The sequence below is a fragment of the Janthinobacterium algoris genome, assembly GCF_051380935.1.
Lineage (GTDB): Bacteria > Pseudomonadota > Gammaproteobacteria > Burkholderiales > Burkholderiaceae_D > Janthinobacterium.
In genome coordinates, this window is the sequence record NZ_JBNYXZ010000008.1 from 252,363 (window position 1) to 271,172 (window position 18,810).

Below are 18,810 nucleotides of genomic sequence, written 5' to 3' on the forward strand. Positions count from 1 at the left end.
GCGGTTGAGTTCGTAGAGCTGATTATGACAGCCGGGATTTGGAAAAGGACTTGCCGTACGTCAGATACATGTAGTGCAAGGTGAGATACACCACGGCCACGGCCAGTTCGACGCTGTTATGCATCATTGGCATGGCGCGGATGGAAGGAGCCTGACCGGCCAGCAAAAAAATGCCGATGGATGGGACCAGCACCAGCGGCCAGAGCGTCTTCCAGCGGAAATCTGTGGGGGAAAACAGCAAGCCGGCGCACGACCAGAGAAACAGCATGGCGCCGACTAGGGCGGCCGGCAATTGCTGTATATACAGTAGCGACAGCAAGCCCGCACAGCCGATCAGCCATGCGGCGCGCAGGCGGGGCAAGAGCGCCTCCGGCCAGCCGCAATCGCCATACAGACCGCTGGCGCTGCGCAGGGCCAGCGCCGCCAGGCAAAACATCAATGGCATGGCATCGCCGACGGCCAGCGCCGACTGGCCTTTGCCGCTCATGAACATGGCGGCGAACAGCGATAGGCCCAGGCACAGGAGCAACAGCATGCCATGCAGCAGTTGGCGGTTCATCGCATACGCGAGCAGGGCCGACGCGCACAAACCGGCCGTGGTCACGAGGCGCATAGTCTCGCTGCGCTCGGGCAGGAAGAGCAGCAGCACCAGCAGCAGATAGGGCACGATCCAGCCCAGTTGCCGCAAGCCGCGCCGCGCCCATAGCACGGGCAGGTGTTCCTGCAGCGACTCCTGCAGCGCTTCCAGGCGCGTGAACAGCGGCGCCGGCCAGCGCAAGGCATGCATGGCAAGCAGGGCAAAGGCCAGCGCCTGGAAGCCCAGCAGGCTGGCATAGGCAGCCGTGTCGCCGAGCGTGAAGCCCGCCGCATCGAGCACGCCCGAGAGCATGAAGTGCAGCACGAAGCCCAGGCCGCACGAAGCGAGCGCCGTCTGCTTGAAGTAGCGCTTGGCATGGACGGCGTGTTCCCATTGCTCGAACAGGTCGGCATCGAGCTTGTAAGCCAGCATCTCGCTGTGCTGCCAGCGTATCGCGTGCAGCAGCTGGCGCAGCAGCAGCGTGAATTTTTGGTCGAACAACTGGCGCGCGTAAGCGCCAGGCGGCTGTTGCGACATGATGCAATCCAGGCCGGGATAGTTGTCGCGGTTGTCGCTGAAATGGGCGAACGAGCGGTCCGCCCGGTAGCGCTGTACGGCGCTGCGCACCAGATCCACATGGCTGCGCGCCAGATAGGAAAAATCGTGGTCCCAGCCCAGCTGCTCGAACAGGGCCTGGCGCAGCGCCAAGTCATAGCCGGCACTGGCGCAATAGCGCAGCGCGCACAGGTCGAATTCCTCGCGCACGTCGAGGTTGAGCAATTCTTCGCGCTCAAGGAAAGTAGGCAGCAGGGCGGCCGCGTTGCGGCGCCGTGCATGCACCAGAAATGCCTGCCACAGGCTGGCGGCTTCCTGTACGGGATCGATGGCGACCACGCCCCATAATTCCGATGGCGGCGTGCGTTCCTGCGCTGGTTCGTTGGGGACGCCCCACAGCTCCGCAGGCGTTTTCTGCGCCGCGTGTGTCTCCTGCGCCGCGTCGGCGATGACGCCCCACAGTTCGGCTGCCGGCTCTTGCACAGGTACTGGCTCTGGCACCGGTGCCGCCAGGCCTGCGTCTGACTTCAAGCGGGAAACGAGCGCCGAAGGCGGATCCGCCGGACCCGGCTCCGCCAGTTCAGTCGCTGGTGTGGCGTGCATCTCCGCCAGCTCCGCGGCAAAGCGCGGTGCATGGCGCAGCGCATACTCATAGGCGTCGCGCAGTTCCTGGAAGGCGGCCTGGTCGTCTTCCGGCCGTGTCACTTTCAGGCGTTTCGCGTAGGCGCGCTTGATGGCGCGCTCGTCGCCCGTCGGCGCCGTGCCGAGGATGTCCCACAGGCTGCGTTCAGCACCATGCATGCTGCCGTCCATCAGACGTCGCTCCCGTTTCGGGACAGGTAGGGTGAAGTGGCTTGCTTGGGCATGGGGGTGCGTTCAGGCATGGACGTTTTCTTGCTGGTTTTCATAGAACAGATTGGCCAGGATTAGCATCGCGATGAGTGGCAGCAGGGCTTCCGGCAGTATCAGGCGGGCATCGGGAAAATTGGCAAAAAAGGAGGCACTCGATACCAGCGTGATCTTGACCAGCAGCAGGGCTGGCCATACTAGGTGGCGGGAAATATTGGGCATCGTGAATGCGTACAGCGGCACACCGGCCAGGCACCACAGCCAGGCCAGCACCGGGGCCACCCCGGCCGGCAGCACGCCCGCCGCCGTGACAAAAAACAGCAATGTGCCACCCAGCAGCCAGGTGATGCGCAAGCGGTGGTGCCACGCCTTTGGCAAGCCCAGGGCCTGATACAGTTGCGCGCCGCTGCGCGCCAGCAGTATCAGCAAGCACAGGCTGAAAGCAAAACAGGCGCCGGCAGGAAAGGCGTCGAAGGCGGTTTCCCGCATCATCCAGGCCAGCAGCGAGGCAATCGGCAGCAAGAGCAGATAGGCGCGCAGCTTGAAGTGCACCGAGGAAGCAAATACGGCCACTAGCGCGCAGACGGCAAGCAGGAGCGTGGCGCCGGAGACCAGCATCGGCGATGGATGGTTGATAAACAGCAGCAGCGACAGCCCGGCATAGGCATACACCCAGCCGAATTGCCACAGGTGCCGATGCCGGTACTGCAGATAGACGCCGAAGTGCTGCTGCCTGAATTGCGCCATCCGCTCAATCAGCGCGGCAGGGCGGTAAAAGGTGTATGCGGCGTAGGCCGAGAAGGATAGCAACTGTGACAGCACGAAGAAAATCGCATAAAAGGAGTCGATGCCGAAGAAACCCCAGTGCTCATGCATGAACAGCGCGAGCCCGTAGATGGCGAGGCCGGTCACTGCGGAACGTATGGCGGTACCGCCGAAGTATTTTTTGGCGCGCGCCTTGCGCTCCCACCAGGCGATCGACGCGGGATCGATCTTGTAGGCCAGCAGGTCGCCATGATGCGCGCGTATGCCCTCGATGAGTGCCAGCAGGGTCCGCGTCAATCGCACATCGTGCAGACAGAATGCGGATGCCGGCGGTGCGGCCATCAGCAGATCGAGGCATGCGTCGTACTCTCCGCTGCTGCGCAAATAGGCCAGCGAAGCCGTCGCGTTGTGGCGCCCGACCAGGCTGCGTGCCGCTTCCGCATCCATTTTGCGCAATTGCGGCAGCCGCTGGTCCCACTGGTAGTGCTCGATAAAGCGGCCACGGGTGGCGTCATGACACGCGGCCGTGGCGCAGTAGTGCAGGGCCAGGAGTTCAAATTCCTCGCGTACGGCGAGGTGGGTCATCGCTTCGCGCTTTTCCAGCGTCGACAGCTTGATGCCGTTGCCGGAGGCCAGCCATTCCCGCCACAGGGTCTGTGCTTCTTTCCGGGGATCGGCTGTCATGGCAGGCGATGCCGCTGGCGGCGTTTTGCCAAAGTCGATCTTGCCAGCTGCCAGCGGGGCTGGCGCGGGCGCGGGCGCTGTGGCCGGGGTGGCGGATGCTTCAGGCGCCTGCTGTTCCTGGCTGTGCGCGGCGATGCGCAGCGCATACTCATAGGCATCGCGCAGGCGCTGGAAGGCGGCCGCACCGTCTTCAGGACGGTTCAGTTTTAACTGGCGCACATAGGCGCGCTTGATGTCCCGTTCATCGCGCGTCTCGGCGATGCCCAGGACTTGCCAGATATCCAGCGTCTCGCTATCCGTCACAGGAAACTGTCACTTTCTATTTCCTTGAGCACCTCCGCAAACGCCGTACGCGCTTGCCGGATGATGTTCGGGTCCTGCGTTTCCAGCGCAGCCTGGAAGTTGGCCGTGTGCGCCGCCAAGTACTGGCGCACGTCGCCCAGCGACTGTTCGTACAGGCGATCGGCGCGCGTGACCAGGGTGCGGTTTTCCATCTGCTCGCGCGGGTGGATCTTCAGGTCGGCCAATTCCGCAAAGCGCTGCTCGATCTGCTCCGGCGTCATCACGCCCGCGTTGTCGCTGATGATCATCTTGTGGCGTTCCTGCGTGGCCAGCACCGTCACTTCCGCTTCCAGCACGCCGCTGACGTCGTAGGTGAAGCGCACGTCGATGCCGATCTCGCCCGCCTTTTTCGCGGGAATCGGGAAGCTGATCTTGCCGAGGAAGACGTTGTCGGCCACCAGGCGCGATTCGCCCTGGAAGATTGCCACGTTGATTTCCTTCTGGTTGTCGTAGATGGTGGTGATGTTTTCCGTACGCGAGACGGGCACCACGGAGTTGCGCTCGATGATGGGCAGGTAATGCCCGCCTTCATACTGGTTCGCGCCGACCTGGCGCGAAATCGAAATGCCCAGCGAATACGGCGCCACGTCCGTCATGACCACTTCGTCCAGCGCAGCGTCGCGCATCTTGAGGCCCGCCTGCACGGCGGCGCCCAGCGCCACGGCTTCGTCCGGATCCAGGTGGATGGCGGGGAAGCGGCCGAACATGCGAGAGACAAGTTTACGCACCAGCGGCATGCGCGTGGCGCCGCCTGCCAGTACCACTTCATTCAGTTCGGCGGCGCGGATGGTGGCGTCGCGCAGCGCCCGTTCCACGGGCAGGCGCAAGCGTGCCAGCAGCGACTCGCACAGCTGCGCCAGTTTGTCTTCGCTGATCTCCCAGCTATATTCCTTGTCCTGGTAGCGCGTGGCCATGCGCACGGATGGCTGCTCCGACAGCAGGCGCTTGACGCGCTCGGCTTCATCGCGCAGCAACTGCTGCTGGCGCGGGTCGAACAGGCGGCTGCCGGCCGCATCGCGCAAGCCGCTGCCGTCCAAAAAGGCGTCCACCAGCACGGTGACGAAGTCTTCGCCACCCAGAAAATTGTCGCCAGCCGAGGCGCGCACTTCCATCACGCCTTCGAACAGCTCCAGGATCGACACGTCGAAGGTGCCGCCGCCCAGGTCGAAGACGAGGAATTTGCTTTCCTGTTCCTTGTCGCGGATGCCGTAGGCCAGCGCGGCGGCCGTCGGTTCGTTCAGCAGCCGCTCCACCCGCAAGCCGGCCAGTTGGCCGGCGATGCGCGTGGCCTTGCGCTGCGCATCGCTGAAATACGCGGGTACGGTGATGATGGCTTCCTCGACCTTGTGGCCCAGGAAGGCTTCGGCATCTTCCTTCAGCGCACGCAGCACCATCGACGACAACTCCTCCGGACGGAATTGCTGCGTGCCGAGGCTGATCTTCTTTTCACTACCCATGTAGCGCTTGAAGACGGCGGCCGTCAGTTGCGGGTGCGTCTGCAGGCGCTCGCGCGCGGCGCGGCCCACCAGCACGCTGCCGTCGTCGTCGATGCTCACGCACGATGGCGTCAGGTGTTCGCCCAGCGCGTTCGGGATGATGCAAGCCTTGCCGTCGCGCCAGATGGCGACCAGGCTGTTGGTGGTGCCCAGGTCGATACCGATGATCATCAGATATCCGCCTCCGCCTCATTGCCGTGTTCCTCGATCCAGGCGCGGCGTCCTGCCGCTTCGCCCTTGCCCATCAACATATTGAAGCGGGCGGAGGAAGTCATGTGGTCGATTTCGCCCAGGGTCACGGGCAGCAAACGGCGCGTGTCCGGGTTCATCGTCGTTTCCCACAACTGTTCGGCGTTCATCTCGCCCAGGCCCTTGAAGCGCGAGATCGACCAGGCGCCCTGTTTCACGCCTTCCTTGCGCAGCTTGTCCTCGATCGCGACCAGCTCGCCGTCGTCGAGTGCGTAGATTTTCTGCATCGGCTTCTTGCCGCGCGCCGGCGCGTCTACGCGGTAAAGTGGCGGACGGGCGATGCAGATGTGTCCCTTGTTGATCAGGGCCGGGAAGTGCTTGAAGAAGAGCGTCAGCAGCAGCACCTGGATGTGCGAGCCGTCCACGTCCGCATCCGACAGGATGCAGATCTTGCCGTAGCGCAGGCCGGACAGGTCGGGCGAGTCGCCCACGCTGTGCGGATCGACGCCGATGGCTACCGCAATATCGTGGATCTCGTTATTCGCAAACAGGCGGTCGCGGTCCGTCTCCCACGAGTTCAAGACTTTGCCGCGCAGGGGCAGGATGGCCTGGAATTCCTTGTCGCGGCCCATCTTGGCCGAACCGCCCGCCGAGTCGCCCTCGACGAGGAACAGTTCATTGCGCGTGATGTCCGACGATTCGCAGTCCGTCAGTTTGCCGGGAAGGACGGCGACGCCCGAGGATTTTTTCTTTTCCACTTTTTGCAGCGAGCGCTGGCGCGATTGCGCCTGCTTGATGACCAGTTCGGCCAGCTTCTTGCCGTAGTCGACGTGCTGGTTCAGCCACAGTTCCAGCGGCGGCTTGGTGAAGGTCGAGACCAGGCGCACGGCGTCGCGCGAGTTCAGGCGTTCCTTGATCTGGCCCTGGAATTGCGGGTCCAGCACCTTGGCCGACAGCACGAAGGAAGCGCGCGCAAAGACGTCTTCCGGCAGCAGTTTCACACCTTTCGGCAGCAGCGAGTGCATCTCGACGAAGTTTTTCACTGCGCCAAACAGGCCGTCGCGCAAGCCCGATTCATGCGTGCCGCCATTCGAGGTGGGAATCAGGTTGACATACGATTCGCGCACGATGGCGCCTTCTTCCGTCCACGCCACCACCCAGGCCGCACCTTCGCCTTCGGCAAATCCTTCCGAGTCCGGACCCGCGTATTGCGCGCCTTCGAACAGGGGAATCAGGGTTTCGCCATTCGATACCTGCGCCAGCGATTCGGTCAGGTAGCCGCGCAAGCCTTCCGCGTACTGCCAGGTTTGCGTATCGCCCGTCTTGGCGTTGGTCAGCGTGACGGTCACGCCGGGCAGCAGCACGGCTTTCGAGCGCAGCAGGCGCTGCAGCTCGGTTTGCGAGATATTCGGCGAATCAAAATACTTCGCATCGGGCCAGGCGGTCACGCGCGTGCCCGACTTCTTGCCGTCGCGCGGGGCGGGGCGGGAACTCAGGGGCTCGATCACGTCGCCATTCGCAAACACCATGTGGTGCAAGCCGTTGCCATCGCTTTCCTTGCGCCAGACGGTGATTTCCAGGCGCGTCGACAGCGCATTGGTGACGGACACGCCGACACCGTGCAAGCCGCCCGAGAATGCGTAGGCGCCGCCCGAACCCTTGTCGAACTTGCCGCCCGCGTGCAGCCGTGTAAACACGATTTCCACCGTCGGCACGCCTTCTTCCGGATGCAGGCCGACGGGAATGCCGCGACCGTTGTCTTCGACGGTGATGCTGCCATCCGTGTTTTGCGTAACGGCGATATGCGTGCAATGACCGCCCAGCGCCTCGTCGGAGGCATTGTCGATCACTTCCTGAATGATGTGCAGCGGATTTTCAGTGCGGGTGTACATCCCCGGGCGCTGCTTGACGGGTTCCAGTCCTTTCAGGACACGGATGGATGATTCGCTGTAGTCGGATGCTGGTTTTTTAGTGGCCATACGTGTTCAAGCTAAGTAAAGACAGTGGTTGGAACGCCAGGCCATGGCACTGCAGGGCGCAGTGACAACGGCGGCGATAGCTGTATAAATATACAGTATATTCCGTCCAGCGTCACTGGGAGAGGGCAGTGCGGCAGGCATGGCGTCCTTGTGCGGACGCTCGCGCATTCTATCTTGTCCAGCGAGCAATAGCGCTACTCCAGGGCAACAACAGTGCGCCGCGCGCGTGGTTTTGCGCCAATTGTGGACGATTTTATGCGGCAAAGCCCCTGTTTTTACATCTTGTTTACAAGCACCTCTCCAGTCTTTACGAATTTTTTAGACCCTTTTGGCTAATCTGCTCACTATCAAAACAAACCTGAATGAGGGTGGGAATGGATATCGTGTATCTCGGCTTGATTGCCGTTTTTTTCGTCGTGGCGGCCGGCTTTGCCGTCGCCTGCGACAAATTAGGGAGCGTCAAATGAACGCGTTTTATGTGCTTGGCGCCGTGGTCTCGGCTGGCCTGCTCGTGTACCTGCTGGTGGCGCTGCTGAAGGCGGAGGAACTGTGATGACGACGCAATCGATATTGTTGTTGGTGGCCTTTTTGGCCGTACTGCTGGCCGCCGGCTATCCGCTGGGCCTGTATATGGCCAAGGTGGCCGGCGATGGCCCCGTGCGCGGCCTGGGCTGGCTGCAAAAGCTGGAAAACCTGCTGTACCGCTGGTCCGGCCTTCCTGCCGACAAGGCCATGGGCTGGAAAAGCTACGCCATCGCCCTGATCGTCTTTAATACCGTGGGCGCCGTCTTTGTGTACGGCCTGCAGCGCCTGCAGGGCTTCTTGCCCCTCAATCCACAGGGTCTGGGCGCCGTCAGCCCCGATTCCTCGTTCAATACCACCGTCAGCTTCGTCGCCAATACCAACTGGCAGGGCTACGGCGGCGAGCAGACCATGAGCTACCTGACCCAGATGCTGGGCATGGCATGCCAGAACTTCTTTTCGGCGGCCACCGGCATCGCCGTGATCTTCGCGCTGGTGCGCGGTTTCGCCTCGCGTTCGGGCAAATCGATCGGCAATTTCTGGGTTGACCTGGTGCGCTCCACGCTGTACATCCTGCTGCCGCTGTCGCTGGCCCTCTCCGTCGTCTTCATGGGCGAAGGCATGATCCAGAATTTTTCCGCCTACAAGGAAGTGACGCTGATCGATCAGGTGGCGTATGAAACGCCGAAAATGACGGCCGATGGCCAGCCCGTGCTGGATGCCGCCGGTAAACCCGTAATGGAAGCGCAAGTGGCGACCACGCAGACGCTCGCCATGGGCCCCGTCGCTTCGCAGGAATCGATCAAGTTGCTGGGCACGAATGGCGGCGGCTTTTTCAATGCCAATTCCGCGCATCCATTTGAGAATCCTACGGTGCTGTCGAACTTCCTGCAGATGCTGGCCATTTTCATCATTCCCGCCGGCCTGTGTTTCACCTTTGGCCGCATGGTCGGTGACCTGCGCCAGGGCTGGGCCGTGCTGGCCGCGATGACCATGATCTTTGTCGTCATGACGGCCGGCGTGATGAGCGCCGAGCAGCAAGCCAATCCGAACCTGCAGGCACTGGGTGTGGATCAGCAGGCCAGCAGTCTGCAATCGGGCGGCAATATGGAAGGCAAGGAAACGCGCTTCGGCATCAGCTCCTCGACCCTGTTCGCGGCAGTGACGACGGCGGCATCCTGCGGCGCCGTCAATTCCATGCACGACTCCTACATGCCCCTGGGTGGCATGGTGCCGCTGCTGCTGATGCAATTCGGCGAAGTGGTGTTCGGCGGTGTGGGCACGGGCCTGTACGGCATGCTGATGTTCGCCATTCTGGCCGTCTTCATCGCCGGCCTGATGATAGGGCGCACGCCTGAATACCTGGGCAAGAAAATCCAGGCCTATGAAATGAAGATGGTGTCGCTGGCCATCCTGGTGACGCCAGCCCTGGTATTGACGGGCACTGCGATCGCCGTGATGGTCGAACCGGGCAAGATCGGCGTGGCCAATCCGGGCGCGCACGGCTTCTCGGAGATTCTGTATGCCTTCACGTCGGCGGCCAACAACAACGGCAGCGCGTTTGCCGGGCTGTCCGCCAACACGCCGTTCTACAACGTGATGCTGGCGATCGCCATGTGGTTCGGCCGTTTCGGCGTGATCGTGCCCGTGCTGGCAGTGGCCGGTTCGCTGGCGGCCAAGCAGCGCCTGTCGGCCAATGCCGGCACCATGCCCACGCACGGCCCCATGTTCATCGGCTTGCTGATTGGCGTGGTGGTGCTGGTTGGCGTGCTCAATTACGTTCCCGCGCTGGCCTTGGGCCCGATCGTCGAACACCTGCAACTTTTCACAAAATAAGAGGCTACCATGTCACGCACAAGCCTGACCTTGTTCGATTCCGCATTGATTGGCCCTGCCATCGTCGATGCGTTCAAAAAACTCGACCCCCGCACGCAGTGGCGCAGCCCCGTGATGTTCGTCGTCTATGTCGGCAGCATCATCACGACCCTGCTGGCCATACAGGCCCTGAACGGCCAGGGTGAAGCGCCGTTCGGCTTCATCGTCTCCGTCTCCGTGTGGCTGTGGTTTACCGTGCTGTTTGCGAACTTCGCCGAAGCGCTGGCTGAAGGCCGCAGCAAGGCCCAGGCGGCTTCCTTGCGCGCCCTGAAGCAGACGGTGATGGCAAAGAAAATGCAAACGCCGAAGTACGGCACCTCCTGGCTGCCCACGCCGGCGACCGACTTGCGCAAGGGCATGACGGTGCTGGTCGAGGCGGGTGACGTCATTCCTGCCGATGGCGAAGTGACGGCCGGCGTGGCCTCCGTCGACGAGAGCGCCATCACGGGCGAATCGGCGCCCGTCATCCGCGAGTCGGGCGGCGACTTTTCCGCCGTCACGGGCGGCACCCGCGTGCTGTCGGACTGGCTGCTGGTGCGCGTTTCCGTCAACCCTGGCGAAGCCTTCATCGACCGCATGATCGCTATGGTCGAAGGCGCCAAGCGCCAGAAGACGCCGAATGAAATCGCCCTGACGATTTTGCTCGTGGCCCTGTCGATCGTCTTCCTGATCGTCACCGTAACCTTGCTGCCGTACTCGCTGTTTTCCGTGGCGGCGGCCGGCAGCGGCACGCCCGTCACCATCACCGTGCTGATCGCGCTGCTGGTGTGCCTGATTCCGACCACTATTGGCGGCCTGCTGTCGGCCATCGGCGTGGCCGGCATGAGCCGCATGATGCAAGCCAATGTGATCGCCACCTCGGGCCGCGCCGTGGAAGCGGCGGGCGACGTGGACGTGCTGTTGCTCGATAAAACGGGCACCATCACTCTGGGTAATCGCCAGGCGTCAAGTTTTGTACCTGCTCCCGGTGTGACGGAGCAGCAGTTGGCCGACGCGGCGCAACTGGCCTCGCTGGCCGATGAAACGCCGGAAGGGCGCAGCATCGTCGTGCTGGCCAAGCAGAAGTTCAATATCCGCGAACGCGAGATGGCCAGCCTGCACGCCACCTTCGTGCCCTTCACGGCGCAAACGCGCATGAGCGGCGTGGACATTCCTGGCGAACAGCAGGTACGCCAGTTGCGCAAGGGTGCGGCCGATTCCATGAAAAAGTTTGTGGAAGCGCTGGGCCAGCCGTATCCGGTTGAGGTGTCGCGCGCCGTCGACGATATTGCGCGTCGCGGCAGCACGCCGCTGGTGGTGGTCGACGACGGCCGCGTCATGGGTGTCGTGGAACTGAAGGATATCGTCAAGGGCGGCATCAAGGAGCGTTTTGCGGAATTGCGCCGTATGGGCATCAAGACCGTCATGATCACGGGCGACAACAAGCTGACGGCTGCGGCCATCGCCGCCGAGGCTGGCGTGGACGATTTTCTTGCCGAAGCGACGCCGGAAGACAAGCTCAAGCTGATTCGCAGCTATCAGTCCGAAGGCCGCCTGGTGGCCATGACTGGCGACGGCACCAATGATGCCCCCGCCCTGGCGCAGGCCGACGTGGCCGTGGCCATGAACTCGGGCACGCAGGCGGCAAAAGAGGCTGGCAATATGGTCGACCTGGATTCGAATCCGACCAAGCTGCTGGAAATCGTTGAAATCGGCAAGCAGATGCTGATGACGCGCGGTTCGCTGACGACGTTCTCGATTTCGAACGACATCGCCAAGTACTTCGCCATCATCCCGGCGGCGTTTGTGGGCACCTATCCGCAACTGAAGGCGCTTGACATCATGCACCTGGCCAGCCCCGCGTCGGCCATCATGTCGGCCGTGATCTTCAATGCCTTGATCATCGTCGTGCTGATCCCGCTGGCGTTAAAAGGCGTGCAATACCGGGCCATCGGCGCGGCCAGCCTGCTGCGTCGCAATCTGCTGATCTACGGCCTGGGCGGCATCATCCTGCCTTTCATCGGGATCAAGCTGATCGACATGCTGCTGTCCGCACTCAATTTAGTCTAAAGGAACCATCATGAGCACTATCGTACGTCCCGCCCTGGTCCTGTTTGCCGCGCTGACCGTGATCTGCGGCGTCGTCTATCCGTTTGCCACGGCCGGCATCGGGCAGCTGGCCTTCAACGATGAAGTCAATGGCAGCATCGTCGAGCGTGGCGGCAAACCTGTCGGCTCGATGCTGATTGGCCAGTCCTTCACCTCGCCCAAGTATTTCTGGGGCCGGCCATCGGCCACCGCGCCGATGGCCAACAATGGCGCCGGTTCGGGCGGCTCGAATCAGGGACCGAGCAATCCGGCACTGGTGGACGCTGTCAAGGCGCGCATCGCCGCCCTGAAGGAAGCTGATCCCGGCAATACGCGCGCCATTCCCGTTGACCTGGTGACGGCGTCGAGCAGCGGCTTGGACCCGGAAATCAGCCTGGCGGCAGCCTTGTACCAGGCGCCGCGCGTGGCCCGCGTGCGCGCAGTGCCGCTGGCGCAGGTAGAAAACGCCATCGCCAAGGTGCAGAAAACCGCGTATATCGGCTTTTTCGGCGAACCACGGGTGAATGTGCTGGAACTGAATCTGGCGCTCGATGCAGCCGCGAAGTAAGATGATGCAGGGGCAGAGCCGCCGGTTTTGCCCCTGGTTTTAATATTAAAAGATGCCCATGCTCCCCAACGACAGCCAACGCCCCGACCCAGATGCCCTGCTGGCGCAAGTGCAGGCGCAGGAAAAGAAAGCCGCGCGCGGCCGGCTGCGCATTTACTTCGGCGCCTCGGCCGGCGTCGGCAAGACCTATGCGATGCTGGCCGCCGCCCGCAAATTGCTGGCCGATGGCCAGGATCTGCTGGTGGGCGTGGTGGAGACGCATGGGCGCCAGGATACGGCGGCCCAGCTTGACGGCTTGCCGCTGCTCCCCCTGAAGGCCATCGAATACCGGGGCAAGACCTTGTTCGAGTTCGACCTGGACGAAGCGCTGCGGCGGGCGCCGCCGCTGATACTGATGGATGAACTGGCCCACTCGAACGTGGCCGGTTCGCGCCATCCGAAGCGCTGGCAGGATGTCGAGGAATTGCTGGCGGCCGGTATTGACGTGCTGTCGACCGTGAATGTGCAGCACCTGGAAAGCCTGAACGACGTGGTGGGCGGCATCACCGGCGTGCGTGTGGCCGAAACCCTGCCCGACACGGTGTTCGACCGCGCCGACGAAGTGGTGCTGGTCGATATTCCGGCCGATGAATTGTTGCGCCGCCTGAAGCAGGGCAAGGTATACCAGCCGCAGCAGGCCGAGCGGGCATCCCAGCATTTTTTCCGCAAGGGTAATCTGATCGCCCTGCGCGAACTGGCCTTGCGCCGCACGGCGGACCGGGTGCAGGACGACGTGCAGGCTTACCGCGTCGAGAAATCCATCAATCCCGTGTGGAAGACGGGCGCCGCGCTGCTCGCCTGCGTGGGACCGTACGCGGGTGGCGAACACGTGATTCGCAGCACGGCGCGCCTGGCCAGCCAGCTGAATGCCGAATGGCACGCGCTGTACGTGGAAACGCCGCGCCTGCAGCGTCTGCCGGCGCGCGAGCGCGAACGCATCCTGAAAACGCTGAAACTGGCGCAGGACTTGGGCGCACGCACGGCCATTGTGCCGTCCGCCGACATCGCCGGCGCCGTGGTCGAGTATGCGCGTAACGCGAATATCTCGAAAGTCATCGTGGGCCGTGGCCGCGCTGGCGCATTGGCGCGTCTGTGGCATGCGCCGCCGGCCGTGCGCATGGCCAGCCTGGCGCCCGATATCGACCTGATCGAGGTCGGCTTGCCAGCTGCCGATGCAGCACCCCGGCGCGTGGCTGGCGAAGACACGGAGGCACCGCGCCGGCCATCACGCCATTGGCGCTATCTATTGGCCGCTGGCGTCAGCCTGGGAACGGCCCTCGCCTCGGTCCCCCTGCAACCCTATCTGGACCTGGCTAATATCGCCATGCTGTCGCTACTGACGGTGGTGCTGGTGGCCGTGCGCCTGGGGCGCGGACCGGCGGCACTGGCCAGCCTGGTGGGCGTGGCCTGCTTCGATTTCATCTTCGTGCCACCGCGCTTCTCGTTTGCCGTGGGCGATTTTCAGTACGTGATCACCTTTGGCGTGATGCTGGCCGTGGGCCTGATTACGGGCCACCTGACGGCCGGCCTGCGCTTCCAGGCGCGCGTGGCCTCGCACCGCGAAGCGCGCGCTCGCGCCCTGTACGAATTTTCGCGTGAATTGTCCGGCGTGCTGCAAACGGAGCAGATTTTCGACATCACGAAAAGCGCCATCGAGCGGGCTTTCCGTGCGCGCGCTACCTTGCTTTTGCCTGATGATGAGGGCAGCCTGCAGACCCCGAGCAGCGGCGAGCCGCTGGACATAGGCATCGCGCAGTGGGCCTTCGACCATGCGCAGGCGGCGGGGACGGGAACAGATACCTTGCCGGCTTCGCCCATTTTCTACCTGCCGCTGATCGCGCCGATGCGCACGCGGGGCGTGCTGGCGCTGTTGCCACTCGATGGCACGGACCGCGGGCGTTGGCTGCTGGTGCCGGAACAGCGCCAGCACCTCGATACCTTTGCCGCGCTGGCAGCCATCGCGCTCGAGCGCGTGCACTACATCGACGTGGCCCAAGGGGCGCTGCTGCAGATGGAGTCCGAGCGGTTGCGCAATTCGCTGCTGGCCGCCCTGTCGCATGACTTGCGCACGCCATTGACGTCACTGGTGGGCCTGGCCGAATCGCTGGCCCTGTCCAGGCCTGCGTTGTCGCCCGCGCAGCTGGACATGGCGCGCTCGCTGCAGTCCGAAACCGTGCGCATGAGCGCCCTGGTGGCGAACTTGCTGGACATGGCGCGCATCGAAAGCGGACAGGTGCGCCTGAACCTGCAATGGCAGGCGCTGGAAGAAGTGGTGGGCAGCGCGCTGCGCGCCAGCGGCCCGCAATTGCAGCAGCATGCCGTGCAGACGCAGCTGGCGCCGGATTTGCCGCTGGTGCGCTACGACGCCGTGCTGATCGAACGCGTGCTGTGCAACCTGCTGGAAAACGCGGCCAAATACACGCCGCCGGGCAGCACCATCACGGTCGCGGCCGGGGTACACGGCCAGTTCCTGCAGGTGAGGGTGTTTGACGATGGCCCGGGCCTGCCGCCCGGCCGCGAAGAAGCCATTTTTGAAAAATTCACGCGCGGCGAGCGCGAATCGAACAAGCCGGGTGTCGGGCTGGGACTGGCCATTTGCCGCGCCATTGTCGAAGCCCACGGCGGCACCATCCAGGCGCAGCCGCACACGCCGGGACAGGGCGCTGCCATCGTGTTCAGCCTGCCGCTGGGCACGCCCCCTGCGCCGCCAGAGATCGAGCTCGATGACGCCAACGACCATGAAACAGGAAAACCAACATGAACGAACCTTCCGCCACCGCCTTGCTGGTTGAGGATGAACCGCAAATCCGCCGCTTCGTGCGCGCCGCGCTGGAAGACGAGGGCTGGCAGATTTTCGAGTCCGCCACCATGCAGCGAGGCCTGATTGATGCCGGCACGCGCCGGCCCGACCTGATCGTGCTGGACCTGGGCCTGCCTGACGGAGATGGCATCGACTTCATCGCCGACATCCGAAAATGGTCGGCCGTGCCCATCATCGTGCTGTCGGCGCGGGTCGACGAAGAGGACAAGATACGCGCGCTGGACGCGGGCGCCGACGATTACCTGACCAAGCCGTTCGGCGTGGGCGAGCTGCTGGCCCGCGTACGGGCCACCTTGCGCCGCCAGCGCCAGCCCGCCGCCAGCGACGATGGCGTGGTGCAGTTTGGCGATGTGCGGGTCGACCTGAAGGATCGCCTGGTGACGCGCAACAAGCAACTGGTGCACATGACGCCGACGGAATTTCGCTTGCTCTCGGTGCTGGTGAAGAACGCCGGCAGGGTGGTCACCAATCCGCAGCTGCTGCGTGAAGTGTGGGGGCCGTCGAACAGCGAAAATGGCCACTACCTGCGCATTTATATGGGGCATCTGCGCCAGAAGCTGGAAGCCGATCCGGCCCAGCCGCAGCACCTGCTGACGGAAACGGCCGTCGGCTACCGCTTGCTGCTGCCGCTCTAATACCTGTTAATCCCCTGTTGGAAAACAGGCGCCGCGCGCGCCGGGGGGACGCTTTACTTTAAATTTTTGCAGCGGCGGGCCAGCTGCGCCATGTTGGCAAAGGCCCATACCACCCATGAAGAAGAAGAAACCATGAATAAAATGATACTTGCACTTGCCGTCGCCACCGCCTTTACGGGCAGCCTGGCCCACGCGGAAGAGGCCAAGCCCGATAATGACGTCAGCTTCAACGTGGCCGGCGTGTCCGACTACCGTTATCGCGGCATTTCGCAGACGCGCTTGAAACCCGCGCTGCAGGGCGGCGTCGACTACGTCAACAATCCTACCGGCCTGTATGCGGGCGCCTGGGCCTCCACCATCAAGTGGACCAAGGATGCGGGTGGTAGCGGTGACGTGGAAGTGGACCTGTATGCGGGCAAGCGCGGCCAGTTGACGGCCGATATCGGCTATGACGTGGGCGTGCTGGCGTATGTGTATGCGGACAACGGCTTGAAGCACATCGACGGCCTGGCCGACGCGGACACCCAGGAAGTCTACGGTCAACTGTCGTATGGCCCGGCCTATATCAAGTATTCGCACGCCGTCTCCAATCTGTTCGGCATCGTCAACAGTAAGAACAGCGGCTACCTGGACATCGGCGCGAATATCGACTTGAGCAACGGCTGGATCGGCAACCTGCACGCGGGCCACCAAAAGGTCAAAAACAATGATGCGGCTAGCTACACGGACTGGAAAGTGGGCGTCACGCGCGATTTCGGTGTGGTGACGGGCGCGCTGGCCGTGATCGGCACGAACGCGGACAAGTCGGCCTATGCTTCGCCCGTGAACGGTAAATTCATGGGCAAGACGGCGTTGCAGCTGACGGTCAGCAAAACGTTCTAATTGACTGAATTGACTGAATTGACTGAGAGGAGAGGCGGCGCATGCGCCGCCTTTTTTTTGTTTGCCCAGCCAGGTTAGGCAGGCAGGTTAAAAACGGCGCAATACAGCTGTCCCAGGCTGACCACGCAGGCGGCTGGAATCTGTGCGGCCAGGGCATGGGCCAGCGCCGCTTGCGTGTCTGTTGCCAGCAGGACGCGCAGGTCCGGATTGACGCTGCGCGCGTGCGCGATGCGGCGCACCAGGCCCGCTTGCGCGGCACCGTCCACGACGCCGTCCAGCGGCACCACCAGCACGCGCGCGGCGATCAGGGCCGAACGGCTGCCCATGGAGTCGCGGCCTTCGCTGTCGATGACGATGTCGTGGTAGCAGTTCACCAGGTGCTCCAGCTCCGGTTGCAAGCCCTTGGCGCTGATGGCGCGCGCCATCAGGCGCGGCTGCATCAGGCTGCCGTGCATGGCGCCGTCGTGCATATTCCTCGCCTGCGCCATGGCTCCCTGGCGCGGATCGGCATCGAGCAACAATACCTTGCGCCCGGCCAGCGCGCGCGAGGCGGCCAGCCGTCCGGCCAGGATGGATTTCTCCATCCCCCCGCGTTCATCCGTGATGGCGATGATCATCTTGGCGCACGGCTGGCATAATGTTGGAAGCGGAGACCAGTTGCAGCAAACAGCCTTCACGCGGCGCGTCCCTGTCGCTGGCTGTCCATGCGGGCAGCTGCATCAATGGCTCCAGTGCTTCGGCCAGCTTGTCCTGGCCGGCGGACGACATCGGCGTCATCGGCAGGCGCAGCTCGTCGCGCACCTTGCCCTGCATGGCCAGCGCCGCCTTCACGGGACCAGGATTGGGTTCGGCGAACAGCAGTCGGATGACGGGCAGCATGGTCTTGAACAGGGTGCTGGCGGCGCCGTGGCGGCCCTGCCTGACCAGGTGGTACAGCTGCGCATACAGGTCGGGGCGTATTTGGGCGGCGGCCGACATGGCGCCGTGGCCGCCCATGGACAGGCTGGCCAGCAGCAGCGCATCGTCGCCGCACAGCACATCCAGGCGCGTGTCGAGCAGCAGTTCGCCCAGTTGCTGCAGCTTGCCACCCGCTTCCTTGATGGCGACGAAGTGCGAGTCGCGCGCCAGCAGCGCCGCCGTCTGCGGTTCGATATTGACGCCAGTGCGTGCCGGCACGTTGTACAGCACGATGGACTGGTCGGTGGCGGCGGCGATGGCCTCGAAGTGGCGCACGATGCCGTCCTGCGAAGGGCGTACATATGACGGTGCCGAGATCAGCAGACCAGCCAGCGGATGGTCGTGATAGCGTTGTACTGTGGCGACGACGCTGCGCGTATCGCTGCCACCGATACCCATCACGACGGGGAAGCGGGGACCGATGGCTTCGAGCACGCTATCGAGCAGCATGGTGTGTTCTGCGGCGCTCAGCATGGCCGCTTCGCCCGTAGTACCGCATACCACCAGGCCATCAACGCCGCTGGCGGCTAGCTCGCAAGCGAGCTGCTGGGCGGCGTCAAAGTCGATCTCGCCATCACGGAATGGCGTGACCATCGGCACCCAGATGCCCTGGAAGTGCGCGGTGATGCGCGACGAAGACATCGCCTGCTCGCAGGAATACTGGTTCATAGCGATTTCCCCTGGCTGATGCGGCCAAATTCCGCCGCTGGCAGCAGGCGCATGACGGCATCCATGGTCAGGCGCAGGGCCGGCTCCGTCACGCACAGCCATACCTTCATGCGCTCGGCGTGGTCGACCGCCTCGACGCGCATGAACGACAGCATGCCGCCGCAGGTCCTGACGACCAGCTGGCGCAGCTCGGCCAGGCAGGACTTGTCGACCGTGATATGCATGAGGAAAGTGGGCAGGCGGGGATGGCGGTGGGGCAGTGCTTGATGCGCTTGATGCGTTTGCAGGCGTGAATGGGGTTCCATGGTGGCTTTGCAGCGGTGGTTGAGGTACGTTCAA

The 18,810-nt window shown here is 63.4% G+C and carries 14 protein-coding genes; 7 read left to right on the top strand and 7 right to left on the bottom strand.

What is annotated here, in order from left to right; all coding sequences use genetic code 11:
- Positions 1 to 22: 22 nt before the first annotated feature.
- The 4 genes from ACQ4W7_RS14445 to ACQ4W7_RS14460 form a co-directional block, all read right to left on the bottom strand.
- Positions 23 to 1,945: a hypothetical protein gene (locus tag ACQ4W7_RS14445; RefSeq protein ID WP_436531315.1), complete on the bottom strand. Its 1,923-nt coding sequence runs from the start codon at positions 1,943 to 1,945 to the stop codon at positions 23 to 25.
- Between the two features lie 63 nt (positions 1,946 to 2,008).
- On the bottom strand, positions 2,009 to 3,733 hold the full coding sequence (locus ACQ4W7_RS14450) for a J domain-containing protein (protein ID WP_436531317.1): 1,725 nt from the start codon (positions 3,731 to 3,733) through the stop codon (positions 2,009 to 2,011).
- Entirely contained in the window at positions 3,730 to 5,439 is a 1,710-nt protein-coding gene (locus ACQ4W7_RS14455) for a molecular chaperone HscC (protein ID WP_436531319.1), read from the bottom strand. Before ACQ4W7_RS14455 ends, ACQ4W7_RS14450 begins: the two co-directional genes overlap by 4 nt.
- Positions 5,439 to 7,436, bottom strand: coding sequence for a DNA topoisomerase IV subunit B (locus ACQ4W7_RS14460; RefSeq protein ID WP_426071998.1), 1,998 nt, complete (start codon positions 7,434 to 7,436; stop codon positions 5,439 to 5,441). Before ACQ4W7_RS14460 ends, ACQ4W7_RS14455 begins: the two co-directional genes overlap by 1 nt.
- Before the next feature lie 463 nt (positions 7,437 to 7,899).
- Between ACQ4W7_RS14460 and kdpF the strand changes: the two genes are divergently transcribed.
- The 7 genes from kdpF to ACQ4W7_RS14495 all read left to right on the top strand — a co-directional run bounded on the left by kdpF (position 7,900) and on the right by ACQ4W7_RS14495 (position 16,845).
- Positions 7,900 to 7,989: a K(+)-transporting ATPase subunit F gene (gene kdpF, locus ACQ4W7_RS14465; protein WP_034746483.1), complete on the top strand. Its 90-nt coding sequence runs from the start codon at positions 7,900 to 7,902 to the stop codon at positions 7,987 to 7,989.
- Positions 7,989 to 9,794: a potassium-transporting ATPase subunit KdpA gene (gene kdpA, locus ACQ4W7_RS14470; protein WP_426071999.1), complete on the top strand. Its 1,806-nt coding sequence runs from the start codon at positions 7,989 to 7,991 to the stop codon at positions 9,792 to 9,794. The genes kdpF and kdpA overlap by 1 nt, the downstream gene beginning before the upstream one ends.
- 9 nt (positions 9,795 to 9,803) lie before the next feature.
- On the top strand, positions 9,804 to 11,882 hold the full coding sequence (kdpB, locus tag ACQ4W7_RS14475) for a potassium-transporting ATPase subunit KdpB (protein ID WP_426072000.1): 2,079 nt from the start codon (positions 9,804 to 9,806) through the stop codon (positions 11,880 to 11,882).
- 10 nt (positions 11,883 to 11,892) lie between these two features.
- The gene (gene kdpC, locus ACQ4W7_RS14480; protein ID WP_436531322.1) at positions 11,893 to 12,468 is read left to right on the top strand and encodes a potassium-transporting ATPase subunit KdpC; all 576 of its coding nucleotides are present in this window, start codon (positions 11,893 to 11,895) and stop codon (positions 12,466 to 12,468) included.
- Between the two features lie 58 nt (positions 12,469 to 12,526).
- The gene (locus ACQ4W7_RS14485) at positions 12,527 to 15,268 is read left to right on the top strand and encodes a DUF4118 domain-containing protein (RefSeq protein WP_436531324.1); all 2,742 of its coding nucleotides are present in this window, start codon (positions 12,527 to 12,529) and stop codon (positions 15,266 to 15,268) included.
- Positions 15,265 to 15,963, top strand: coding sequence for a two-component system response regulator KdpE (gene kdpE / locus ACQ4W7_RS14490; protein WP_096237871.1), 699 nt, complete (start codon positions 15,265 to 15,267; stop codon positions 15,961 to 15,963). The genes ACQ4W7_RS14485 and kdpE overlap by 4 nt, the downstream gene beginning before the upstream one ends.
- Positions 15,964 to 16,095: 132 nt before the next feature.
- Positions 16,096 to 16,845 (top strand): TorF family putative porin, encoded by a 750-nt coding sequence (locus ACQ4W7_RS14495; protein ID WP_436531326.1) that lies wholly within the window; start codon positions 16,096 to 16,098, stop codon positions 16,843 to 16,845.
- A 74-nt stretch (positions 16,846 to 16,919) separates the two neighbouring features.
- Here the strand turns inward: ACQ4W7_RS14495 and ACQ4W7_RS14500 are convergent, their stop codons facing one another.
- The 3 genes from ACQ4W7_RS14500 to ACQ4W7_RS14510 are packed head-to-tail and all read right to left on the bottom strand — an operon-like array spanning position 16,920 to position 18,776.
- Positions 16,920 to 17,462, bottom strand: coding sequence for a division plane positioning ATPase MipZ (locus ACQ4W7_RS14500; RefSeq protein ID WP_426072004.1), 543 nt, complete (start codon positions 17,460 to 17,462; stop codon positions 16,920 to 16,922).
- Complete coding sequence (gene dapA / locus ACQ4W7_RS14505) at positions 17,440 to 18,471, bottom strand: 4-hydroxy-tetrahydrodipicolinate synthase (protein WP_436531328.1); 1,032 nt, start codon at positions 18,469 to 18,471, stop codon at positions 17,440 to 17,442. Before dapA ends, ACQ4W7_RS14500 begins: the two co-directional genes overlap by 23 nt.
- Entirely contained in the window at positions 18,468 to 18,776 is a 309-nt protein-coding gene (locus ACQ4W7_RS14510; RefSeq protein ID WP_243136064.1) for a hypothetical protein, read from the bottom strand. The genes dapA and ACQ4W7_RS14510 overlap by 4 nt, the downstream gene beginning before the upstream one ends.
- Between the last annotated feature and the right edge of the window lie 34 nt (positions 18,777 to 18,810).